This is a genomic window from Mycobacterium sp. NGS35, assembly GCF_059812855.1.
Map to the genome: position 1 here is coordinate 1 of NZ_JCALDL010000017.1, position 22,573 is coordinate 22,573.

Below are 22,573 nucleotides of genomic sequence, written 5' to 3' on the forward strand. Positions count from 1 at the left end.
CTTAGCTCCACTCAGTTTCAGCTCTCGGCCCTGCGGCCCGACTCGCCGCCGACGAACAGACCACCGATGATGCTGACGATGCCTACAGCGGTGAACCCCAGCGCGCTCGCCTGCCACACACGACCGATGTCGTCGCACCGGGTCGCCAGGTCGTCGCTGGCCGAAAGCTCACCGCCAGTCGCTGTGACCACCTCTGCGGCCTGCGGCTGATACGCGATGCCGCACGATTTTGCGGAGCCATTCTCGGTGACCGTCAATTGATGGGAGCCGACGCCTACTCCAACCGCGAGTAGCGCGACACCCAATATGAGAAACAGCGCTTTCACCGCATCTCCAACCGTTCCGATTCGTACCCCGGTTGTTTTCTCATAAGGATCGTCTCACCACTTCCGTCATCGCACTCAGATTTGCTCTTAGGTGAACGGTGCCAGCGGCGCACCGGCTCGTCAGTCGGCCGATCGGCTTATGCAACGGAGTACATGCGGGTCGCCCGATCGGGGGACCCGGGCAGTTAAAGCCACGCTGCTGCGATTTCGGCGCGTTCCCACGGTGATGCGCGTCGTTTCGCGCGCCGGAATCCCTAAAACGACGTCGGCAGTTCGATGAAGCTGAACAGCGCCCAGCCCATGCAGATCAGCAAGTTCAATGCGACGGCGACGAGCGCTAGGAACATCAGGCATCGCGCACAAAAACGACGGCGGCGTTGGTTGTGCGCGTGGCGCTCCTCGCGGATCAGGTGCCTGGCTGCGAGCGCAAAATTGACATCGACGAATTCGTCGGTGCTGACGGCCGCGCCGGCCGCGATCTGGCGAAGCCGCGCGGCAGGGATCTCGACGCCCACGCCGGCGAAACTTCGACTCAGGCGGTACGCCTGCCAGCGGCCCAAGTCGTGATCCGTCATGGCCACACGACGCGGGCGGTTCGTCCATTCCTCTTGGTTCGACGGGGTGGTCATCTCCCAGATTGTGCGACAGCGCAGCGCCCAATGTTGCGGATTCACAAGGATTTTCCACTGCATGCGAACGCCCGCTCGTCCGCCGCGCACACCGTGCGGTGTCAGCGTTTGCCGTAGCCGACCTCGGCCGGCAGAGGCGGCCCCGACGGCGTCGTCGGAGCCGGTGTCGAGGGAGCCGCCGACGAGGCGGGCGCACCCGGGCGGTGGAAGTCCACCATCTTCTCCTCGCGGATCACCCGGTTGTCGACGGTGACCGACAACGAGTTCGCGGTCACGAAATACTCCACGCCGTCGTTCTTGGCGACGAACCCGCCGTCACCGGACTCCGAGGCAGCCAGAATCACCTTGGCGCCGTCGCGCAAACGGACACCGCGGTACTGGTACTGGCCGCCCGGGGTCTTGCAGATCGCCACGCGCGACGAATCCGTGCTCCCGAAAACCACGGCGGTGTCCGGTGCCGAGCACCGCGCGGTCGAGTCGACGTAACCCTGCCCATCGCTGGAAGGCACAGCGTGAGCCATGGGGAGTGCGATGGTGAGCAGCGCTGAACCCGCCGCCGCGGCGATGGCCAGGCGACGCGTCGAGACCGCAGAGAACGACATCACCTCCACCAGACCACGGTTCGGCGGACCGTGCGAGCGTCGGTTCCAAGGCACAACCGAATTGTTAGCGATCAGAAACCTCGGCGTGTCGGCAATTTCGGGTGTTTCCACGTCCTCGCCTGCAACTGTAGGTTTTGCCGCAGCTGACGCCATGAGTGGAAGGGCCCGGTCATTGCCATACCAGCCGCCTTACCCGCCCTACCGGCAGGGCCGCACTCCGGCAAAGCGAAACCCGTTCAGCGACAGCGCAAGACCGATGAAGAGGATGAAGGCATGCGCCATCTGACAGCTGTAGTCACCGTCGCCGTCGCATGTGTCCTCGTCGCAGCCTGTGGCAGCAGCAGCGACGGCGACAAGACGTCGAGCAGCAAACCACCGCCGACGACCGCCGCCGCCCCTCCGCTCGCCGACACAGACCTGCCCGGGCTACTGCTCAGTCCCGAGGAGATCAACGCCGCTATGGGCGCCACCGAAATGGCGGTGTCGAACACGCGCTTCGAGATGTCCGACGACAGCGCCTTGATGGAGCCCAAAGAATGCCTGGCGATCGACGGAGCGGCGCAAGCGCAGACCTACGCGGGCAGTGGCTTCACCGCTGTACGTGACCAGACGCTGCAAGAGGGCGACAACTTCACGCATTTCGCCGAGCAGGCGGTGGTGCTATTTCCGAGCGCCAAAGAAGCCACCGCGTTCTTCACCGCATCGGTCCAGCAGTGGCCGGCCTGCCACACCTACAAGCACCTGCAATCCGGCTCCGAATGGCAGGCGGGACCGATCTCGAATGCCAACGGCATTTTGAGCATCACCGCGAGTCAACAGAACGCGAAAGCCCCCGGCTGGGCGTGCGGGCGGGCACTGGCAGCCCGCAACAACGTGGTCGTCGACGTGAACACCTGCAGCCCCAACCCGGCAGACACCGCGGTGAAGATCGCCGCCCAGATCGCCGCCAAGGTGAAGCACTAGCGGCGCCGCTAAAAGTCCACTCGCAGCACACAACAACTCTGCGCGATCTCGACGTGGGTGCGGCCGTCGTCCGCTTGAATGTCATATGCCGACGTCGAGGAGAGAGCCCATGAAGAGACGTGAGGGCGCCGTTGCGCGGTCCGCAATGGGAATCCGGCTGTGACCGCGTCGACTGCGACCGTGTCGCAGGAGCCGGTCGAATTCGATCCCTATTCCGATGACTTCTTCAATTCTCCCTACGCGACGTACCGCCGCATGCGTGACGAAGCGCCGGTGTACTACAGCGAAAAATACGACTTCTACGCGCTGACCCGCTACGAAGACGTCGCGCCGGCGTACAGGGACTTCGAGACGTACTCGTCGGCGAAGGGCGTCACGCTCGACATGGTCAAGGCCACGGATCTGAAGATGCCGGAGGGCCGGCTGATCATCATGATGGATCCGCCCGAGCATGAGGTGATGCGCAAGCTGGTGAACCGGGTATTCACGCCGCGCGCCGTCGCGGCGCTGGAACCGATGATCCGGGAGAAGATCTACGACGTCGTGAAGACGTTGAACCCCGAGTCGTTCGATGCCGTCGCGGATTTCTCGGCTTTGTTTCCGGTCGAGATCATCACGGCAATGTTGGGCGTCCCGCCCGAAGACCGCCAGCAAATTCGTATCTGGCTGGACAAGGGACTGGAACGCGCGCCGGGATCGATGAACCCCTCGCGGGAAGGCATCGACTCGATGATCAAATCGGGGACCTACTACTACAACCTGATTCAGCAGCGCCGAACCGAGCCACGCGACGACATGATCAGTCGGCTGATCGAGACGGAAGTCGTCCAGGACGGCGAGGTGAGGCGTCTGGATGACGTCGAGATCGCGGGTTTCGCCAACATGTTGGGCGGTGCGGGCGCCGAAACGGTGACGAAGCTCGTCGGCAACGCGGTGGTGGTCTTCGCCGAGAACCCCGACCAGTGGCAAGAACTACAGAACGACCGCAGCAAGATTGCGGCGGCATTCGAGGAGTTGCTCCGCTACGAGGGGCCGTCGCAGTACAACGTGCGGTACACGATGCGCGACGTGACGTTGCACGGCGCCACGATTCCCGCCGGCAGCACCGTCGTGCTGATCAACGGAGCCGCGAACCGTGACGAGAGGGTGTTCCCGGATCCGGATCGGTTCGACATTCACCGTGAGCGCAAGTTCGGCTACAACATCGGTTTCGGCTACGGCATCCACAGCTGTCTGGGTGCGGCTCTGGCCCGAATGGAAGGCCGCATTGCACTCGAAGCGCTGCTCGACTTGATTCCGCGCTACGAGGTGGACCGAGAAGGCCTGCGTCGAGTGCACATGACCAATGTGTGCGGTTGGTCGAATGTCCCTGTTCGCGCCGCCTGACGTCGGTTTTCGCCAGTCCGGGCAATGTGCGGTACCTCCGGCGCGGAGCGGGGTTACTGTCGAGTAACACCCCAGCTTCTGTGGAGGTCGACATGACCGTGACGAAAGAAGTCAGCGAGCAGCAAGCCCGACAAGTCGCCGAGCAGGCGCGTGAAACGCGATGGGAGCACCCGAGTTTCGGCAAGGAGCTGTTCTTGGGCCGCTTGCGGCTGGACTTGGTTCACCCGCACCCCAGCGGTTCCCCGCAGGCCGTCGAGCGCGGGCAGGCGTTCCTGGCAAAGCTGCGCGCCTTCTGCGAATCCGAGATCGACCCCGCGATGATCGAACGCGATGCGCAGATCCCGGACAACGTCATCCGCGGCTTGAAGGATCTCGGTGCGTTCGGCATGAAGATCGGTACCGAATACGGCGGCGTCGGGCTGTCGCAGGTCTACTACAACAAGGCGCTCGCGCTCGTCGGGTCTGTGCATCCGTCGCTGGGCGCGCTGTTGTCGGCGCACCAGTCGATCGGGGTGCCGCAGCCGATCAAGATGTTCGGCACCGAAGAGCAGAAGCGCACGTGGCTGCCCCGATGTACCCGCGAAATCAGCGCCTTCTTGCTCACCGAGCCGGATGTCGGCAGCGACCCGGCCCGGCTACACGCCACCGCCACGCCCGACGGCGACGACTACATCCTCAACGGTGTCAAGCTGTGGACTACCAACGGGGTGATCGCCGACCTGCTGGTGGTGATGGCGCAGGTGCCCAGGAGCGACGGGCACCGAGGCGGCATCACCGCGTTTGTGGTCGAAGCCGACGCGCCGGGCATCGTGGTTCAAAACCGCAACGCGTTCATGGGATTACGCGGCATCGAGAACGGCTTCACCCGGCTGACGGATGTGCGGGTCCCGGCCGCCAACAGAATCGGCCGGGAAGGCGAAGGCCTCAAGATCGCGCTGTCCACGCTCAACGTCGGACGGCTGTCGCTGCCTGCAGTGTGTACCGGCTCGGCGAAGTGGTGCCTGAAGATCGCCCGGGAATGGTCGCGCGAGCGCGTGCAGTGGGGGCGGCCGGTCGGTGAACACGAAGCCGTGGCCGGCAAGGTGGCGTTCATCGCGGCCACCGCCTATGGGTTGGAGGCGATGCTCGATCTCGCCAGCGAGCTCGCCGATGCCGGCGGCGCCGACATCCGGATCGAGGCCGCGCTGGCCAAGCTCTACGGCTCCGAGATGGCCTGGCTGATCGCCGACGAGCTGGTGCAGATCCGCGGCGGCCGGGGTTACGAGACCGCCGCGTCGCTGGCCGCCCGCGGCGAGCGTGGCGTGCCCGCCGAGCAGATCCTGCGCGACCTGCGGATCAACCGCATTTTCGAAGGCTCCACCGAGATCATGCATCTGCTCATCGCCCGCGAAGCCGTGGACGCGCACCTGTCGGCGGCCGGTGACATCATCGACCCGCAAGCCGACATGCGGCGCAAGGCCCGAGCAGCCGCCCAAGCCGGGAAGTTCTACGCGCGCTGGCTGCCCACCCTGGTCGCCGGCAAGGGTCAGCTACCCACGTCCTACCCCGAATTCGGCCCCCTGGCAGCGCATCTGCGCTACGTCGAGCGGGCCAGCCGGCGGCTCGCCCGCAGCACCTTCTACGCGATGTCGAGATGGCAGGGCAAGCTCGAGCACAAGCAGCGGTTCCTGGGGCGGATCGTCGACATCGGCGCCGAGTTGTTCGCAATGACCGCCGCGTGCGTGCGGGCCCAGCGCGACAACGCAGACCCCACCGCGGTCGAGCTCGCCGACGCGTTCTGCCGTCAGGCCCGGGTCCGCACCGAGCAGCGCTTCGACGAACTCTGGCACAACAGCGACGACTCCGACCGGGCGCTGGCCCGCGCGGTGCTCGACGGCCGCTACACCTGGCTGGAGGAAGGCATCCTCGACCCGTCGATCGACGGCCCCTGGATCGGGCAAGACGGCGGCGCCGGCAAGGACGACGTACACCGCGTCATTTCTTGAATCAGGTTGCGCCACAACAATTTCCCGCACCAATGAGGATTTGGAGGTGGGCCAGATGGACAGCTTCGCGCGACTCGGTGCGGTCGGGGCGGCGCTCGTCGGCGCGGCGATCGCGATATCGCCGGGACCGGCGTCAGCTGATTCGGCCACAACCGAAGTGATCACCGCCGTCGCGGTCAGCCCGACGGGCGAGCCGATCAACGGCTACCAGGAGGCGCCGGCTCAGGGAAACGTCACCGCGGTCACCGACTGCACCGCGGCGTCGCCGTCGGCGCTGGCCGACGACATCTACTCGTGCTCCCCGAGCGCAGCCGGCGCCGGAACGTGCTGGCCGTCAACGCCCGGATCCCTGCTGTGCATCGACGATCCGTGGAGCAAGCGCCTGCACCGGGTCACCTACGCTGGCACGCTGCCGCATGTGCAGCCAGCCGCGATCACCGATCCGTTCGCGCTGCTTCTCACCGACGGCACACGCTGCCTGCTGCGCAACGGCGGCGCCTGGGGCAGCCGCGACGACGGCTACGTCGGCGTCTACGGCTGCGGTGACGCGACTGAGAATCTCGCAGTGTTGTGGTTGCCCAGTGCAGGCCCCGGCACGTGCATCGACCGGTCGCAACCACTGTGGACGGTCAAAGTGGGCCAACTCGGTAGTCCGGGGGAGCGCTTTGCGCCGCCGCAGACCCGCACGGTGGCCACCGCATGGTTCGCCGGCAACGCCGCCTAGTCACCCCGCGACGCACCCGTCGGCAAGTTCTGTAGGGTGATGCACCGATTCCGGGCCGTCGAATGAGGAGCAGCTGGTGACGCTCAACACCGTCGCGCTCGAGCTCGTACCACCCAATGTGGAGCGAGGTCGGCAGCAGGCGATTGAGGATGCGCGCAAAGTGCTGCAGTTTTCCGCCGAGTCCGGCCTGGAGGGCCGGATCCGGCACGTGATGATTCCCGGGATGATCGCCGAAGACGACGACCGGCCCGTCGAGATGAAGCCGAAGCTCGACGTGCTCGACTTCTGGTCGATCATCAAGCCGGAGCTGCCGACGGTGAAGGGACTGTGCACGCAGGTCACGGCATTCATGGACGAGCCCACACTGCGCGAGCGCTTGGCGCAGCTGTGCTCGGCGGGTTTCGAGGGCATTGTCTTCGTCGGCGTGCCACGCACCATGCAAGACGGTGAAGGTTCAGGCGTCGCGCCCACCGACGCCCTGTCGATCTATCGGGAGCTCGTCCCCAACCGGGGTGTGATCCTCATTCCCACCCGCGAGGGCGAGCAGGGCCGGTTCACCTTCAAATGCAATCAAGGCGCCACGTTCGGCATGACGCAGCTGCTGTATTCCGACGCGATCGTCGGCTTTCTCCGCGAGTTCGCGAAGAGCTGCGACCACCGGCCGGAAATCCTGCTGTCGTTCGGCTTCGTGCCGAAAGTCGAGACGCGGGTGGGCCTGATCGACTGGCTGATCCAGGACCCGGGAAACGCTGCGGTGGCCGGCGAGCAGGAGTTCGTCAAGAAGCTGGCCGGCAGTGACCCGGCGACAAAACGCCAACTGCTCGTCGACCTCTACAAGCGGGTGATCGACGGGGTCGCGGAGCTCGGTTTCCCGCTGAGCATCCACTTGGAGGCGACGTACGGCGTCTCTGCCGCGGCGTTCGAGACCTTCGCCGAGATGCTCGCCTACTGGTCCCCGGCGGTTTCAGGACGAACTTCGCGCCATTGAGGCACAAATCGGCTCCGCCGAGGCACAAATCGGCGCCCACTTGTTTCTCTTAGCCGGGTTGCGGGCACGCTGCGGCCATGGCGTTCAAACTCACATACCGCGATGGACAAGAAGACGACTACGACGACTCCACCAAGTGGGCCGTCGAAGACGGCGTTCTGAAGATGGGGCGAGAGGCCGGCAAGTGGACGGTCCTGGTGTCGCCAAGTCATTGGGCCACGATCGAAGTTCGCGACGACGACAAGAGCGGTCGCGACAAAGACAAGGACCGTGACGAGGACAAAGACAAGGACAAGGACCGCGAGAAAGACAAAGACGACGAGGACAAAGACGACGACGACAAAGACAAGCGCGACAAAGACAAGGACGACGAGAAGGACTGACCTGGCCGTCGTCGGCGATCAGACCATCGCGGTCGGCGAGACCTTCAGGCCAATGGCCAACGCGCCGGCCAATTCTCGGCTGACGTCGTAGTCGAAGATCACATGGCCACTGAGGACGTCGACGTCGCGCTTGAACCGCTGCAGCGGATTGCTGACGAAATGCGCACTGGCACCTGACGATTCGAGCAGTCCAGAGATCACTGCACGCGATTCCCGCACGATGTGTGCAGCCGCCAGCCGGGCGTCGGCGCGGATCGGGCGCGGCACGCGGTCCCCGGCGGCCAGGATCGTCTCGATCTGCTGCGTCGTGCCGTCCAATAGTCCGTGCAGCGCCCGCAGCCGAACCCGGGCGTCGGCCAACCGCGCTTGAGCGGCCGGCTTGTCTTGCTGCCGAGTGCCCTCGTACGCGATGACGCGCTCGCCGAGCCGTTCCGCATACAGCTCGGTGACGCGCTCGGCGGCCCCCAGCGCGAGCATCGCGGCCACCAGGGCGAGCGCCGGCACCATCGGCCATCGGTAGAGCACCGCGTCGTGCAGCGCAGCGCCGGGCGCGGTGCCGCGATAGATGTCGGCGACTTTGACAAGCCGATGCGCGGGCACGACGACGTCGTCGACGACGACGTCGTTGGACCCGGTGGCCCGCATCCCGTCGGTGTGCCACACGTCGACGACGCCCACGTGGCCCGCGGGCAGCAGCGCCAGTGCCGGATAGATCGCGTCGTCGGGTCCGCACAGCGCTCCGACCATGACCCAGTTGCCGTGCATGACGCCGGTGGCCCAGGACCAGCGGCCGCGCAGCCGCACGCCGCCGTCGGCGGGGACGCCTCGGCCGGTGGGGGCCAGCGCCGCCGGCGCCATAAATGGCTCGCTCGTGAACGCTTCTTCCTGGGCCCGCTCGTCGAACAACGCCAGAAGCCAGTTGTGCAGTGCGTAGAACGCCGCCGTCCATGCGGTCGAGACGCACCCGTGTGCCATCCGCCGCACCGGGCCGAACATCTGCGAAAACGCTGCCTGCTGGCCGCCGTAACGCGCCGGTCGGAGGAGTTCGGTGAAGCCCGACTCGGTGAGTTCGGCGACGGTGGCGGCGGGCAACTGCCTGCGCTGCTCGGCCTCCTGCGCACGCTGCGCAAGCCGCGCCACGAATTCGTCAGTGATGGCGCCGGCCGTCATCCCCGCACCGTACCATACCTTTTAGTATGGTCGGCTATCACGGCCGAAGCATGAAGTCGAGGAACCGCTCACGCTGTTGCGCGGATTGCCTCTTGGGTGTGGCGCCGGCCAGATGCAGGAAGCCGATGCCTGCTGCGAACAGTGTGTCGGCTCGTAGCCGGGCTTCGTCAGCGTCAAAGCCGTAGTCGCAGAACGCCTCTCGCACTGCCCGCAGCAGCCGCCGGTCAGCCGAACGCACAGCTGCCGCTACCGTGTCGTCCGAGCGCGCCCACTCACGCATCGCTCGCTCCAGCGTCCAGTGCCGCGGGCTGACGAGGGACGCCATCATCTGGGACAGCCGTTCGCGCGGCGCGACGTCACGCATCCGGGCGAACGCGCCGCGATCTTCGTCGCGTAGCTGCGCCCACGATTCGATCAGCGCGCTGCGGTAGGCGGCCACGTCGGCGAAATGCCAGTAGAAGCTGCCCTTCGTCACGCCCATGCGTGCGCAGAGCCGGTCGACCTTGAGCGCGTTTCGCCCCTCCTCGGCCAGAAGCGCATAGCCTGCCTGGAGCCAGTCATCTGCCGACGTGCGAGTGCTCACGGCAGTGGGTGGCCGGGCAGGCTGCCGACCTCGAGGCCCGCCATACTGCAGGTGCCCTCGAAAAGCACCCGGCCGAATTCCCTTACGCGGCAGCGGAGTCGACCAGCGAGGTGTTCGAAATCGGTGTCGACGTTGCGGCGCTCCGCGGGCAGGGGTACCGGCAGGACATGCGGATCGAGGGCTGTTCCGTCGCCGTCCAGGTCGATTTGATAGCGCAGACCCCTGGCGCGAACGTTCCACCGTCCCTCGCCGACTTCCCACTGCACCAGCTCGGGCGGGGTTACGCGAATCACCTTCTCGCCTAAGCGCACCACGACTCCGCCGACGTCGCGTCCGAGGGGACCGAGCCGCAGACGACCGCCCGAGAACGCGACACAGACGTCGGCGCCGTCGAAGTCGTGGGCTTGTCCCCACCACCAGCGTTCCGGGAAACCCGCGCCCCAATTTCGTTCCGAATACCACCGGGCATTGTCGAATTGCCAAGTGTCGCCGCCGAATTCGACGGTGCCGCTCACGGATCCACCGAGCCGGTACGGATGCCAGTACTGGTTGAGGAAGGGAACCGAGGAAAAGACTCCGCCGCCGGCGAAAGCCTTGGGCCAGGGGAATGGGTTGCCGAACCGCAGATCGAGGTGAACGTCGTCGAGGTCGATGCGAAGCCGTTCCGCCGACGCACTCAGCGCGCGGGCCGGATCGGTGCCGGCGCGGACCGCAAAATGCGACCGCTGCGCGTGCGCGTCGTCCAATGCCGCCGATCGCACCAGGCCGCCGGGATGCAAAGCCACTGCGACGGTCGCCCAGTCACCGTCCGGATGACGGTTGACGCTGCACAGCGCCACCGCGACACGACCGGAAGCTGCGTCGGTGACCCGCCAGAACCAGCCCTCCATCTCCGTTCCGTGCGACGGCAGAGGATCGCCGAAGGGCACGTCGGCGCCGGTGCGCCGGTAGAGGTCGACAAGGCGGTGTACGGCGCCCAGCGATCCGTTGCGCAGGTTTTCAGTCAAAGTCATCGGCGACCTCCCGGGGCAACTCTAGGTATAGCCGAGTGCTGCTCTCCGAAAGTGGGTAGCCGTCAACGAACAACCAACGAGGGGAGAAGCGCTCATGCGCGCCGAAGAAGGCGACGAATCGATCGAAGAACTCGCAGCAGACGCCAAGAAGTCGCAGAAGAACATCGATGAGGCAGTCGACAACCCCGAACGCGAGTCAGAGCACCCGCAGCACCGCGCCGATCGCTAAGCCGGCGACAAGCAATGCGCCGGCCAGCCGCACGTGCAGCCATGCCAGCGCGGCATACCACAACGGCCACACCGGGAACTTCGGCGGCGGCTCCGCCGGCGGGGGCTTGCGGAAGTACGGCCAGACCTTGACCAGCCGGGGGAGCGCCAGCACCACCACCAGCGCCGGCCACGGCATCGCACCCACCGCCACACAGACGCCGACCAACACGTAGAAGCCCGCCATCATCGCCAGCGTCGTCACGCGGGCGCGTGGACCGCCGAGCAACACCGGCACCGTGCGGATGCCCAGCGGCGCGTCGTACGGGATTTTGTCAATGTGCTTGCCCATCAACACCGTTGCGCACAGCAGCCCGTAGGGCAGCGACGCCAGCAGCACGTCCCACCCGACGTGACCGACCGCCGAATAGTAAGTGCCGCACACCATCAACGGGCCCCACACGACCAAGACGTCGGGCTCGCCGAGTCCGCGCTTCTTCAGCCGAATCGGCGGCGCGGTGTATGCGACGCTCAGCACGAACCCGGCGAGCGCGAACGCGAGGACGGGCCAGCCGCGCACCAGTGTCAGCACCACCAGGATCGCCAGGTCCGCGAGGTTGACCGCCAGAATCGCCGACACCAGGGTGCGCCGGCTCACCAGACCGGACAGCACCGGATGCGGTGCATACAGCGCGCGGGGATAGTTTTCGCTGTCGGTGCCCACGTGCGTGTCGAACAGATCGTTCATCAAGTTGTTGGCGGTGTGCGCCAACATGATGCCCACCACCGCCAGGACCAGCCAACGCCAATCCAGCCCCGGCTCGCCGACCGCCAGCAGCGCCGCCACCAGTCCGGCGAACAGCGTCATCGGCAGCACCGCGGCGCGGGTGACGACGATCCATCGGGTCACCGCGTCGACGCGGCCGTCCGGTGGCGGGTTGGTGGTGCGCAAGGCGTACAACCATGAACTGATGCGCGACCGCGACGCGACCTCGGCCATAGCTGACAGCGTAGGCCGGTTCAGCCGTCCTCGGCGATCTTCGGCAAACCTCTGACCACGCCGCCGAATGTGACCGAACCGCAAGGCTGTTGCGCGGGGCGCTGGCTTACAGTCCGGAGCTGCTGCGACCGGTCAGCGCGTCACGCACCCGGTCGATGAGCCCGACGCCGGGCCCGAGGATCTTGTTGGCCGGGGGCTTGTCCGGTGCCGACGGGTGCGGCCGGGTGGGCGCGAGTTTCTTTGTGTTCTGGAACTTTTCGCCCAGCTCGCGCAGCTGCGACTCGTCGCACGCGCCGCGCAGCTTCGGCAGCAGGTCCTTTTCCTCGTCCTCGATGTGGTGGCGGATGTCCTCGATCAGCTTGTTGACCAGCTGGCCGTACTTTTGGTCGGCGGGGTCGGTGTTCTCGATCTGCTTCATCACCTCTTCGGCCTCGGCGTGCTCCTTGAGTTCGTGGTCAGCGATCTGATCGCCGTCCGGCAGCACCTGCCGCGCTGTCGGATACAGATACTGTTCCTCGGCGACCGAGTGGCGGACCAGCTCGGTGATGATGTGTTCGACCAACTCGGTGTTCGGCGTCGCGCCCTCGCGTTCGATCTCGGCGAATGCATCTTGCACCTCGCGGTGATCGGTGATGATTTCCTCGACGATGTCGTGCTGCTGTGTCATGGTTTCACCCTCCACCGGTGTGCCGGACGATTACCCGGCGGTGTCCAGCGCTAACCGGGGTGCCCGAGAAGAAGAGACACGATGACCGACGCTTTCGACGCCCGGCAACGATTCACCGGCGCGCAGGTGGCCTGCCTCGCCACCGCCTCGTCCAACGGCGTGCCTCATGTCGTACCTGTCGTGTTCGCCGTCGCCCACGACGTCGTGTACACCGCGGTGGACACCAAGCGGAAGACCACCCACCGCCTGCGCCGGCTGCGCAACATCGAGCAGAACCCGCGGGTCAGCCTGCTCGTCGACCACTACGACGACGACTGGAACCAGCTGTGGTGGGTACGCGTCGACGGGCTGGCGCAAATCCACGACCGCGGTGAGGAAATGGCCACGGGATATGACCTGCTGCGCCGCAAGTACCCTCAGTACCAGCGGATTTCGCTGACCGGTCCGGTGATCAGCATCGCCGTGAGCCGCTGGTCTTCGTGGCAGTCCTGATCGCCCGGCAGGCGGCTCAGCGGTGCTCGGCGCGGGTCAGCGGCGCGCCGAGCCGTGAACGCGGATGGATCGTCCACCGCCAGGTCACGGCGGTGCCGTTGCCGGTCGGGGTGAACAGCCACTCGCCATCCACCGTGCTGACCAGCGGGGACATGGGACCTTTGATGTCGCGGAGCACGTAGCGGAAAGCGTGCGGGGGGTCGACATCGGTGAGCTCCTCGCGCAGGCTGCCGCCCCACGTCAGCCAGACCGTGCGCGTCTGACCGGCCGCGTCCCAGCCCCCGGTTTGGTCGGTCACCTTGCTGATCGGCGGAATCGGCCCGTACCAGCGCTGAAACAATGTCGGCAGTGGCAACGGCAGAGTGCCGGCGAAGGCCCGCTGTGCGTCGACCGGGATGTCACGAGACTGCTCGACAGTCAGCGGCTTGCTCATGGCGCTGATCGTAGTGGGGCAGTGTGGTGATTTCCGCGGCTACGGACCGGCGCGACTCGAAGCGGCCGATGCCCAACGCCACCACGGCGGCCAGCGCCCACCCGAGCAGAATGTCGATGACGTAGTGCTCGGCCGAATACACCAGCGTAAAGGCCATCATCACCACATAGGCGGCCAGAACGGGACGCCATCGCCGTTGCACCCGATTCCACAAGAACGCCGCGATCATCGCCGAAAGCGCGGCGTGCAACGACGGAATGGCGGCGACCATGTTGACGCTGACCTGGCCGCTGTTCACCAGGTCGCGGGCGACGTGCAGGTGCAGCGTCTCCCATCCCCGCGTCGAAATCCGCTCGACGAACTGATTCGCGCCCGCCTGGGTCGTCTGCATCGGTCCCAGCAGCCCGCCGTCGGGCACGCCGGCGGGAGAGCCGAACATGCACGTCGGATACGACGGGCCGCCCGCCACATCGGCAGCCGTGCACCGGGCGGCCGCCCACGGCGGCGCGGCGGGCAACACGATGTAGATCGCCAGCGCGGTGAACGACAACGCGACGAAACGGCGCACGAACGCCTTCCAGTCCTCCCGCGAACGCAGCCACAGCACCCCCGCCACCACGTAGGGAAGGATGAAAAACGACATGTACACGGTGCTGACGGCCACCTCCCACCACGGCGGCGCCGCCAGCTTGATGTGCTCTTGCAACCAGACCGTGGGCACTTTGCCGAAGAACAGCCACTTGTCCGCGTCCACCTGCCACTGCCACAGGGTCGGTGTGCCCACGAGCTTCGCCGCGCCGCGGCTCACGTCATAGACCAGCAGCACCACCGCAAACGGCAGCCAGTCGCGGATCACCATCAGCATCTTGCGGCGGCCGATGCTGGCCGCGATCAGACCGGTCGCGATGTAGAGAAGGATCAGTTCACGGTTGAAGGCCAGGCCTGCGGTCAAGGTGCGGTAGACCACGACGACGGCCCATGTGGTGACCGCCGCGCGGCGGATCAGTGTGAGGCGCCGCTGCCGGGCCGCGGCGTCGTCGTCCAGCGATGATTCGAGTTCCCTGCGTCGACGGAGAACGTCTGGCAGCCGCGAAAACCGTGCGGATGCTGTCTCCACGTCCACGCTCAAGACACGAGCCTTTCAGCCAGCCGGATACCAGGGTGCAGCCGACCAGGCGTTTCGGCCGCGCGTTCCCGAAGTCTAGATACTCACCAGAGACACCCACGTCGCCGCCTGAACACGACTTGGTAACCGGCGAGCTGCCGTGCTCGATCCACCGCAGTGGGTCAGCAGCAGCGCGCGGCCGGATCAGCGTCGGCCGCAGCATGCCGCGCCTTCCAATATTCGCGTTCGGTGAGCACCGGTTCGCCGGGGTGCCTGCGACGACGGTGCTGTACGTAGCGGGCGTAGTGCGTATCGCCCATCAACGTGCCGACGTACCAGCGGACTTGGCGGGCGAATTGGCCAGCTCGTCCCATTGCCGTTGCACCTCCCGTTCTGCTGCGGTGGGAATCAGGCCCGACGGCGCGAAGAGCCGTGACGCCACCGGCGCATCCTCGGTCAGCGGCGTTCCCCCTCCGCGAAGCACCCGCACGATCATGACCACACCGGTGACGAAGACGACGACGACGAGCACCGCGAACACGACCGACAGCGTGCCCTGGATGTACGTGTTGCGAATGATTGCGTGCATCTGGTGGGCGTTCTTGGCCGTCGAGCACAACTTCCCGGCGTCCAAGGCATGCTGGCAGCGTGTATGCAGCTCCCAGTAGCCGACGGCGGGATCAGCAGAGAAGATCTTCTGCCACGACGCGGTCAGCGTCACCGCCAGATCCCATAGCAGCGGAATTGCCGGTATCCACAGCCATTTCAGATAGCCCTTTTTGACTACGACCACCGACACCAGCGTCAGCGCGATCGCGGCCAGCAGCTGGTTGGCGATGCCGAACAGCGGAAACAGCGTGTTGATACCCCCCAGGGGATCGGTGACGCCCATCAAGAGCACACTGCCCCACAATGCGACCACGACCACGCTGCACGTCCAGGCACCCGGACGCCAGCTCGGATTGCGGAAGTTGCGCAGCGGGCCGCCCAGGTTGCCGAGCGCATCGGAAAGCATGAATCGCGCCACCCGGGTGCCGGCGTCGACCGTGGTGAGGATGAACAACGCCTCGAACATGATTGCGAAGTGATACCAAAACGCTTGCAGCGCAGGGCCGCCGAATGCCCGATGCAGCACGTCCGACATGCCGATGGCCAGTGTCGGCGCGCCACCGGTGCGAGAGACGATCGACGCCTCGCCCACCGCAGCGGCCGACTGCTTGATCTGTGCGGCTGTGATCGGCTCGCCGCCCAGCGGCAGCATGTTGACGTACGCCGCCGCGGACTCGGCCGTCGCGCCGGTCTTACCTTCAGGGGCGTTGAGCACGAAGTACAAATGCTGATTCAAGATCGCTGCGGTCACCAAAGCCATGACGCCGACGAACGATTCGGTGAGCATGCCGCCGTAGCCGATCAGCCGCATCTGGCCTTGCTTCTCGAGCATCTTCGGTGTGGTGCCCGAGGAGATCAGTGCGTGAAAACCCGACAACGCACCGCAGGCGATGGTGATGAACAGAAACGGAAACAGCGAGCCGGCGAACACCGGTCCGGTGCCGCTGTGCGCGAACGCGGAGACCGCCGGCGCCTGGATCACCGGCCGGGCGATCAGAATCCCCACCGCCAGCAGCGCGATGGTGCCCACCTTCATGAATGTCGACAGGTAGTCGCGCGGAGCCAACAGCAACCACACCGGCAGCACCGACGCCGCGAAGCCGTAGATGATGATGCACCAGCTCAACGTGACCTTCGACAGGCCGAACCAGTCTGCGCCCCAAGGGGTTTCGGCTACCCAGTTGCCGGCGATCACCGCGACCAACAGCAGAACCACGCCGATCAACGTGACCTCGGAGACCCGGCCGGGACGCAAGAAGCGCAGATAGAGGCCCATGAAGATCGCGATCGGGATCGTCATCGCAATCGAGAACACGCCCCACGGGCTCTGGGCGAGCGCGTTGACCACCACCAGCGCCAGCACTGCCAGCAAAATGATCATGATCGCGATCACCGCCAAGATCGCGGCTGTCCCGCCGATGGCGCCCACCTCGTCGCGGATCATCTGACCCAGTGACCGGCCGCGGCGCCGGGTGGACACCCACAGCACCAGATAGTCCTGGACGCAGCCGGCGAACACTGCGCCCACGATGATCCAGATCGTGCCGGGAAGGTAGCCCATCTGCATCGCCAGCACGGGCCCGACCAGCGGCCCCGCACCGGCGATCGCCGCGAAGTGGTGGCCGAACAGCACCCGCCGGTCGGTGGGCATGTAGTCGGTGGCGTTTTCGAACACCTCGGCCGGGGTGGCCTGTTCGTCGCGGGGACGGACGATCCGCATCTCGACCAGCCGGGCGTAGAACCGGAATGCGACGACATAGGTGCAAATGGCGGCGATCACGAACCAGACGGCGTTGACCGCCTCACCCCGCACGAACGCGATGATCGCCCAGGCCACGGCGCCGAGCAGCGCGATGACGCCGAAGACGATCTTGTGGCGGGTAGTGATCGGGGAGCGGTCGACGACCGCTACGGGCGGCAGCTGCGGATCGGTGCGAATGTAGGTGACGTCGCCGTCGGTTTCCTCGGTGAGCTCCAGAGAAGTGGCGGTCGGTGAGGCCATGCGCTGATCTTGGCACGCCTCTCACGCCGAAACGGTATTCCGCGTGGACCCTTCTCGAACTTTCCCGCGCTGGTTACCGTGTCGCGGGGGCGTCGCGGGCTCAGCGGTCGGCGAACTGCCGCACGGTGTCGATGGTGTCGGCTTCGGCGGGGCTCTTGTCGTCGCGGTAGCGCAGCACACGCGCGAACCGCAGGGCCACCCCGCCGGGGTAGCGGCTGGAGATCTGCACACAGTCGAACGCGATCTCGACGACCTGCTCGGGTCGAAGTCTGACCACGTAGCCGTCGGTCGGGCCGTCGGCAAGCTCGAGGAACCGCTGGGTCTGCCAGTCCAGCATGGCGTCCGTCATGCCCTTGAACGTCTTGCCCAGCATCACGAAACCGCCGGTCGCCGGGTCCCGGGCACCGAGGTGGATGTTGGAGAGCTTGCCGGTGCGTCGCCCGGAGCCCCACTCGACGGCAAGCACCACCAAGTCGAGTGTGTGCACCGGCTTGACCTTGAGCCAGCCCGCGCCACGCCGCCCCGCCTCGTACGGCGCCGTCGGCGACTTCGCCATCACGCCTTCGTGGCCCGCGGCCAGCATCGCGTCCAGAAACCGGGCCGCCTCGTCGGCATCTGCGGTGATCAGCCGGTCGACGCGTTGTGCCGCAGGCACGACCGCGTCGAGAGCGGCCAGCCGGTCGACGGCCGCAAGGTCCAGCAGGTCGTCGCCGTCGCAGTGCAACACGTCGAAGAAGAACACCGAAAGTCGTTGCGCCCCTGCGGCTTCGGCGCGCCCGAACCGTGAAGCGGTGACCTGAAACCGGTGCGGCCGGCCGTCGGACCGCAACGCGATGGCCTCGCCGTCGGCGATCAACGACCGCACCGGCAGCGCGAGCGCGGCGTCGACGACTTCCGGCAGCCGAGCGGTGACGTCGTCGAGGCTGCGGGTGTACAGGGCGACGGAGTCGCCGTCGCGGTGGATCTGCAACCGGGCGCCATCCAACTTGGCCTCGAAAATCGCTGTGCCGCCGAGCTTTTCGAGAGCGTCGCCGACGCCGGTGGCCGTCTGCGCGAGCATCGGCCCGACCGGGCGGCCGACCCGCAGCGTGAACTGGCCGAGAGCGGCTGCTCCACCGGTCAACGCCGCGGCCGCCACCGCCGGCAAGTCACCGGCGAGCATCGCCGCCCGCCGCACCTGTGTGGTGGCAACGCCGCCGGCCCGCGCGACCGCGTCGGCCATCACCCCGGCCAGTGCGCCCTGCCGCAGCTCTCCCTGCAAGAGGCGGCGCAGGAAGGTCTGCTCGGCGGAGGTTGCCGCCGAGAAGAGCTGTCCGACGAGTGCGGCCCGCTGTTTTTGTGACCCGGTGCCTGAGAGCGCACCGATCGCGGTGAACGCCGCGTCCACCTCGGCGACGGTGAGGGTCGGCTCGTCAGCCGGCGGCGGAAGCGAGCGCAGGGCCGCCCACCCGACGCCGATATGTCGTTGCGGGAGTTCGCCTGACAGCCACGACACCACCACGGCGACCTGGCGCGCGTTGCCGTCGGCCGCTGCGGTGGCCAACAACTCGGCGAGGCGTGCGATCTTCGCCAGCCGCGACGACTGTGCACCGACGTCGGCCGATGCGGTCGCGACGTCGGCGAGCAGCATGCGGTCTAGCCTCTCATCCGCCGTCCCCGTTGCGATCCTGGACGACGTGCGCGGTGGGCATGGGGGATGCTGGTCGGGTGCCGCGATTCAACCCGCTGCCCGACTGGGATCCGTTCCGTTCCCGCGAGCGGTTGGCGACGCTCTGGTCTTCAGCTGCGGTGCCCACCATCTCGACTGGTGCGGCGATCGCCTACCGCACGTTGTTTCAGACCCTGCGCAGGCTGGTGGTCGGCCGTGATCTCACTGTGCGTGTCGACGGCGACGACCTCACGCTGACCGTCACCGAATTCGACTTCCGGCTCGAGGCGCGCGGCCTGGCGGTCGGCCAGATCGGCGACGTGCTGGTGGTCGCCGAAGACGTGGCTTGGCGGGAGTACCGGTTCGACCAGGCCATGGCCGTGCTGAGCAACGTCCACTTCCGGCCGGGCGCGACGTCGGAGATCGTGGCGGCACCCGTGGAGCTGGCCCTGAAACTGCCCGCCGAAGTACTCGAGGAGCTTGTCGCGCAGGCGACCCCGCAGTTCACCGCCCAGGTCGGCGACGACGGGGTGGTGCGGCTGTGCTGGACCCGCCGGCCCGGTTGGGGTCACCTCGAAGTGGACATCCGCATCGTCGGCACCGCGCTGTGGCTGCAGCCGCAGGCATTGGTGGTCGGCGGGCGTCGGATGGGCTTGCCCGGGCGGCTGCCCATCTATCCCGTCGAACTGCCCGATCTGCCCAACGGGCTGCTGATCACCAAAGTCGACGTGCGACCTGGCTTCGTGCTGCTGTACGGCTTGCTTCCGGAATGGCAGATCGACCTGCCGCTGAGCCGCCTCGAGGACATCGTCAGCCAATTGAGTTCACGCACCGGGATCGTCAACCTCGCGCGCTCCGCGCGGCTGATGTGACCGCAGATCAATCCTCGCTGCTGCTGCGGTTTTCCAGGAAGCGCAACAGCCGTGGATCCGTCGACCTGATGCGGTCCACCTCCTCACCGCCGTCGCATTGGAACAATCCCACCGTGACCTCACCTCTGCGGTGCTCGATCACCCGCCACACCGCACCGGCGTCCGCCCAGCGCTGCAGCACAGCCACCGGATCCTCGTGCACCATGCGGGCAGCATCGTCGCGCCCGTGACCGCGCGCAAGCGCTGGGTCATGGCGCGGTCGCGCTCAGCGTTGGCCCAGCAGTTGAGCCGTCTCGCGGTGCAGCCGACCGAAGTTGTAGTACGCCGCGCAGGCGCCCTCCGGTGACACCATGCACGTGCCGATCGGCGTCTCCGGGGTGCACGCGGTGCCGAACACCTTGCATTCCCACGGCTTGATCACGCCCTTGAGCACCTCCCCGCACTGGCATGCCTTCGGATCGGCGACCCGCACACCCGGCATGTCGAATGCCAGCTCGGCGTCGAAATCGGCGTAGTCGCGGTGGACCTTGAGCGCGCTCTGCGAAATGAATCCCAGTCCGCGCCATTCGAAGTGAGGCCGCAGCTCGAATGTCTGGGCCATCAGCTTCAACGCCTGGGTGTTGCCCTCCGGCCGCACCACGCGGGTGTACTGGTTCTCGACCTCGCACCGCCCGTCGCGAATCTGGCGCAACAGCATGTGCACCGACGCCAGAATGTCCAGCGGCTCAAAACCGGCTACCACCATGGGTTTCCCGTACACGTCCGGCACGAACCGGTACGGCCGCAACCCCACCACCGTCGAGACATGGCCCGGACCCAAGAATCCGGACAGCCGCAGATCAGGCGACTCCAGGATCGCCTTGATCGGCGGCACGATCGTGACATGGTTGCAGAACACCGAGAAGTTCCGGACACCGAGCGACCGGGCCCGCACCAGGGTCACAGCTGTAGACGGGGCCGTGGTTTCGAATCCGACGGCGAAGAACACGACGTGGCGGTCGGGATTGTCCAGCGCCACCTTCAACGCGTCGAGCGGGGAGTACACGAACCGCACATCGGCGCCGCGCGCCTTCGCCTCGATCAGGTTGCCTCTGGAGCCCGGGACGCGCATCATGTCGCCGAACGTGGTGAAGATGATTCCGGGTTGCTCGGCGAGCCACATCGCGTCGTCCACCCGGCCCATCGGGATCACACACACCGGGCAACCCGGGCCATGCACCAGCTCAACCGATTCCGGCAGCAGATGCTCGATCCCGTGACGGTAGATGGTGTGCGTGTGGCCGCCGCACACCTCCATGAACTTGAAGTGGTCGCCACCGGCGAGCTCGGTGATCGACTTGACCAGGGCGCGAGCTGCTGCCGGATCGCGGAACTCGTCGACGAATCTCATTGCCCAGCTCCCTCAAGCGATTTCGGATGAATTGAAGGCTTGGATCTCGTTGTCGTAGTCGGCGCCCATGTGCTTGAGCTGATTCAGCGTGATCTCGGCTTCGCGTTCGTCGATCTTGGCCATCGCGAACCCCACGTGCACCAGCACCCAGTCACCGACCTGCAGGTTGTCGTCGGTGAGCAGCCGCACACTGATATTGCGCCGCACGCCGTTGACGTCCACCTTCGCCAGCGACTGTTCGGCGTCGACGATGTCGACCACCTGACCGGGTATCCCCAGACACATCGTGAAAACTCCTCAATCTCAACAGATTCGCGGCAACGGATCACCGACGAGCATGTCGACGATTCGGCTGCCGCCCAACGACGTTCGCAGCGCCACGATGCCGTGAGGTTCGGCCACGATCTCGCCGACCACCGCCGCATCGGCGCCCTGCGGGTGGGAACGCAGCGCGGTGATCGCCACGTCCGCCTCCTCGGCAGGCACGACAGCGACGAACTTGCCCTCGTTGGCCACATACAGCGGGTCGATACCGAGCATGTCGCAAGCACCGAGGACTTGCGGCTGCACCGGAAGGCTCGCCTCGTCGAGGATCAGCGCGAACGGCGAGTCCTTGACAAGCTCGTTGCAGACGGTGCCGACGCCGCCGCGCGTGGCGTCGCGCAGCCACCGGGTGCGCGGGGCCGCCTCGAGCAGAAGCTCCACCAGCTCGTGCACCGGTGCGGTGTCGGACGCGATGTCGGCGTCGATGGCCAGGTCACCGCGAGCGAGCATCACCGCCATGCCGTGTTCGCCGATGGTGCCCGACAACACCACCTTGTCGCCGGGCCGCACACGCTCGCGTCCCAGGTGCCGGCCGTCCGGGATCAGGCCGACGCCGGCGGTGCAGATGTAGAGCCCATCGGCAGCGCCCTTACCCACCACCTTGGTGTCGCCAGTGACGATGTGGACACCGGATCGGGCCGCCGATTCGCTCATGTCCGCGACGATCTCGCGTAGCTCGCTGATGGGAAAGCCTTCCTCGATCACGAAGGCCGCCGACAGCCATTGCGGCCGGGCACCCGTCACGGCCAGATCGTTGATGGTGCCGTGCACGGCGACATGTCCGATGGAACCGCCCGGAAAGCGCCGTGGCGCAACGACATACGAGTCGGTAGAGAAGGCCAGCCGCTCGCCGGACGCAGTGCGCAGCAGCGCGGCGTCGCCGAGTTGCTCGAGTTCGGCGTTGCGGAACGCCTCGACGAACACTGCGTCGACGAGTGCGGCCGACGACTTGCCACCCGCGCCATGCGCGAGTGTCACCACGTCGTCGAGCAGGCGCGGACGGCGCTGCCGGAACTTGTCGATGCGTTCCAGCACCCGGTCTTCGCGCTCGGCGGCGCTCATCGCGTTGGTG

Annotated in this window: 26 protein-coding genes; 9 read left to right on the forward strand and 17 right to left on the reverse strand. The window is 66.5% G+C overall.

Annotated features, from left to right (window positions below; genetic code table 11):
• Window positions 1-17 precede the first annotated feature (17 nt).
• From AC5Y4C_RS20545 to AC5Y4C_RS20555, 3 genes are all read right to left on the reverse strand, one after another.
• A complete protein-coding gene (locus AC5Y4C_RS20545; protein ID WP_499964984.1) occupies window positions 18-326 on the reverse strand; it encodes a hypothetical protein in 309 nt (102 codons plus the stop codon).
• A gap of 254 nt (window positions 327-580) precedes the next feature.
• Window positions 581-955 carry a hypothetical protein gene (locus AC5Y4C_RS20550; RefSeq protein WP_499964982.1) on the reverse strand — a complete coding sequence of 125 codons (375 nt, stop codon included), beginning with the start codon at window positions 953-955 and terminating at the stop codon, window positions 581-583.
• A gap of 101 nt (window positions 956-1,056) precedes the next feature.
• Complete coding sequence (locus AC5Y4C_RS20555) at window positions 1,057-1,557, reverse strand: hypothetical protein (protein WP_499964992.1); 501 nt, start codon at window positions 1,555-1,557, stop codon at window positions 1,057-1,059.
• Window positions 1,558-1,830: 273 nt separating this feature from the next.
• On the opposite strand from AC5Y4C_RS20555, the gene AC5Y4C_RS20560 reads away from it, so the two are divergent.
• The 6 genes from AC5Y4C_RS20560 to AC5Y4C_RS20585 all read left to right on the forward strand — a co-directional run bounded on the left by AC5Y4C_RS20560 (window position 1,831) and on the right by AC5Y4C_RS20585 (window position 7,986).
• Window positions 1,831-2,520 (forward strand): sensor domain-containing protein, encoded by a 690-nt coding sequence (locus AC5Y4C_RS20560; RefSeq protein ID WP_499964980.1) that lies wholly within the window; start codon window positions 1,831-1,833, stop codon window positions 2,518-2,520.
• Window positions 2,521-2,679: 159 nt separating this feature from the next.
• Window positions 2,680-3,906, forward strand: a complete 1,227-nt coding sequence (locus tag AC5Y4C_RS20565; RefSeq protein WP_499964978.1) for a cytochrome P450 — start codon at window positions 2,680-2,682, stop codon at window positions 3,904-3,906.
• A 92-nt stretch (window positions 3,907-3,998) separates the two neighbouring features.
• Window positions 3,999-5,891, forward strand: a complete 1,893-nt coding sequence (locus AC5Y4C_RS20570; protein WP_499964976.1) for an acyl-CoA dehydrogenase family protein — start codon at window positions 3,999-4,001, stop codon at window positions 5,889-5,891.
• 55 nt (window positions 5,892-5,946) lie between these two features.
• On the forward strand, window positions 5,947-6,615 hold the full coding sequence (locus tag AC5Y4C_RS20575; protein WP_499964974.1) for a hypothetical protein: 669 nt from the start codon (window positions 5,947-5,949) through the stop codon (window positions 6,613-6,615).
• A gap of 76 nt (window positions 6,616-6,691) precedes the next feature.
• The gene (locus tag AC5Y4C_RS20580) at window positions 6,692-7,603 is read left to right on the forward strand and encodes a mycobacterial-type methylenetetrahydrofolate reductase (protein WP_499907908.1); all 912 of its coding nucleotides are present in this window, start codon (window positions 6,692-6,694) and stop codon (window positions 7,601-7,603) included.
• Window positions 7,604-7,680: 77 nt separating this feature from the next.
• Window positions 7,681-7,986, forward strand: a complete 306-nt coding sequence (locus AC5Y4C_RS20585) for a hypothetical protein (protein ID WP_499907909.1) — start codon at window positions 7,681-7,683, stop codon at window positions 7,984-7,986.
• An 18-nt stretch (window positions 7,987-8,004) separates the two neighbouring features.
• Here the strand turns inward: AC5Y4C_RS20585 and AC5Y4C_RS20590 are convergent, their stop codons facing one another.
• Genes AC5Y4C_RS20590 through AC5Y4C_RS20600 form a run of 3 tightly spaced genes read right to left on the reverse strand, consistent with a single transcriptional unit; the run spans window position 8,005 to window position 10,752 of the window.
• Complete coding sequence (locus tag AC5Y4C_RS20590) at window positions 8,005-9,156, reverse strand: acyl-CoA dehydrogenase family protein (RefSeq protein WP_499964973.1); 1,152 nt, start codon at window positions 9,154-9,156, stop codon at window positions 8,005-8,007.
• Window positions 9,157-9,193: 37 nt separating this feature from the next.
• Window positions 9,194-9,739, reverse strand: coding sequence for a TetR/AcrR family transcriptional regulator (locus tag AC5Y4C_RS20595; protein WP_499964971.1), 546 nt, complete (start codon window positions 9,737-9,739; stop codon window positions 9,194-9,196).
• Window positions 9,736-10,752, reverse strand: a complete 1,017-nt coding sequence (locus AC5Y4C_RS20600) for a tocopherol cyclase family protein (RefSeq protein WP_499964969.1) — start codon at window positions 10,750-10,752, stop codon at window positions 9,736-9,738. Before AC5Y4C_RS20600 ends, AC5Y4C_RS20595 begins: the two co-directional genes overlap by 4 nt.
• A 94-nt stretch (window positions 10,753-10,846) precedes the next feature.
• On the opposite strand from AC5Y4C_RS20600, the gene AC5Y4C_RS20605 reads away from it, so the two are divergent.
• Window positions 10,847-10,981 (forward strand): hypothetical protein, encoded by a 135-nt coding sequence (locus AC5Y4C_RS20605; protein ID WP_499907913.1) that lies wholly within the window; start codon window positions 10,847-10,849, stop codon window positions 10,979-10,981.
• On the opposite strand, the gene AC5Y4C_RS20610 is transcribed toward AC5Y4C_RS20605, so the two are convergent.
• Window positions 10,949-11,959, reverse strand: coding sequence for a prenyltransferase (locus AC5Y4C_RS20610; RefSeq protein WP_499964967.1), 1,011 nt, complete (start codon window positions 11,957-11,959; stop codon window positions 10,949-10,951). The genes AC5Y4C_RS20605 and AC5Y4C_RS20610 overlap by 33 nt on opposite strands.
• A gap of 106 nt (window positions 11,960-12,065) precedes the next feature.
• Window positions 12,066-12,626, reverse strand: coding sequence for a hemerythrin domain-containing protein (locus AC5Y4C_RS20615; RefSeq protein ID WP_499907915.1), 561 nt, complete (start codon window positions 12,624-12,626; stop codon window positions 12,066-12,068).
• A gap of 81 nt (window positions 12,627-12,707) precedes the next feature.
• On the opposite strand from AC5Y4C_RS20615, the gene AC5Y4C_RS20620 reads away from it, so the two are divergent.
• Window positions 12,708-13,118, forward strand: coding sequence for a TIGR03668 family PPOX class F420-dependent oxidoreductase (locus tag AC5Y4C_RS20620; protein ID WP_499948200.1), 411 nt, complete (start codon window positions 12,708-12,710; stop codon window positions 13,116-13,118).
• 16 nt (window positions 13,119-13,134) lie between these two features.
• On the opposite strand, the gene AC5Y4C_RS20625 is transcribed toward AC5Y4C_RS20620, so the two are convergent.
• From AC5Y4C_RS20625 to AC5Y4C_RS20645, 5 genes are all read right to left on the reverse strand, one after another.
• On the reverse strand, window positions 13,135-13,551 hold the full coding sequence (locus AC5Y4C_RS20625) for an SRPBCC family protein (RefSeq protein WP_499964965.1): 417 nt from the start codon (window positions 13,549-13,551) through the stop codon (window positions 13,135-13,137).
• Window positions 13,517-14,596, reverse strand: a complete 1,080-nt coding sequence (locus AC5Y4C_RS20630) for a phosphatase PAP2 family protein (RefSeq protein ID WP_499908073.1) — start codon at window positions 14,594-14,596, stop codon at window positions 13,517-13,519. Before AC5Y4C_RS20630 ends, AC5Y4C_RS20625 begins: the two co-directional genes overlap by 35 nt.
• A 242-nt stretch (window positions 14,597-14,838) precedes the next feature.
• Window positions 14,839-15,030: a YbdD/YjiX family protein gene (locus AC5Y4C_RS20635; RefSeq protein WP_499907918.1), complete on the reverse strand. Its 192-nt coding sequence runs from the start codon at window positions 15,028-15,030 to the stop codon at window positions 14,839-14,841.
• Window positions 14,976-17,267, reverse strand: a complete 2,292-nt coding sequence (locus AC5Y4C_RS20640; protein ID WP_499964963.1) for a carbon starvation CstA family protein — start codon at window positions 17,265-17,267, stop codon at window positions 14,976-14,978. Before AC5Y4C_RS20640 ends, AC5Y4C_RS20635 begins: the two co-directional genes overlap by 55 nt.
• A 100-nt stretch (window positions 17,268-17,367) precedes the next feature.
• Window positions 17,368-18,897 (reverse strand): ATP-dependent DNA ligase, encoded by a 1,530-nt coding sequence (locus AC5Y4C_RS20645; RefSeq protein WP_499964962.1) that lies wholly within the window; start codon window positions 18,895-18,897, stop codon window positions 17,368-17,370.
• Window positions 18,898-18,974: 77 nt separating this feature from the next.
• Between AC5Y4C_RS20645 and AC5Y4C_RS20650 the strand changes: the two genes are divergently transcribed.
• The gene (locus AC5Y4C_RS20650; RefSeq protein ID WP_499964960.1) at window positions 18,975-19,787 is read left to right on the forward strand and encodes a hypothetical protein; all 813 of its coding nucleotides are present in this window, start codon (window positions 18,975-18,977) and stop codon (window positions 19,785-19,787) included.
• Between the two features lie 7 nt (window positions 19,788-19,794).
• Here AC5Y4C_RS20650 and AC5Y4C_RS20655 read toward each other — a convergent pair whose 3' ends face one another.
• The 4 genes from AC5Y4C_RS20655 to hypE are packed head-to-tail and all read right to left on the reverse strand — an operon-like array spanning window position 19,795 to window position 22,563.
• On the reverse strand, window positions 19,795-19,992 hold the full coding sequence (locus AC5Y4C_RS20655; protein ID WP_499907922.1) for a hypothetical protein: 198 nt from the start codon (window positions 19,990-19,992) through the stop codon (window positions 19,795-19,797).
• Window positions 19,993-20,052: 60 nt separating this feature from the next.
• Window positions 20,053-21,177: a hydrogenase formation protein HypD gene (hypD, locus tag AC5Y4C_RS20660; protein WP_499964958.1), complete on the reverse strand. Its 1,125-nt coding sequence runs from the start codon at window positions 21,175-21,177 to the stop codon at window positions 20,053-20,055.
• A 12-nt stretch (window positions 21,178-21,189) separates the two neighbouring features.
• A complete protein-coding gene (locus AC5Y4C_RS20665) occupies window positions 21,190-21,462 on the reverse strand; it encodes a HypC/HybG/HupF family hydrogenase formation chaperone (protein WP_499907924.1) in 273 nt (90 codons plus the stop codon).
• 18 nt (window positions 21,463-21,480) lie between these two features.
• Window positions 21,481-22,563 (reverse strand): hydrogenase expression/formation protein HypE, encoded by a 1,083-nt coding sequence (gene hypE / locus AC5Y4C_RS20670; RefSeq protein WP_499964990.1) that lies wholly within the window; start codon window positions 22,561-22,563, stop codon window positions 21,481-21,483.
• Window positions 22,564-22,573 lie beyond the last annotated feature (10 nt).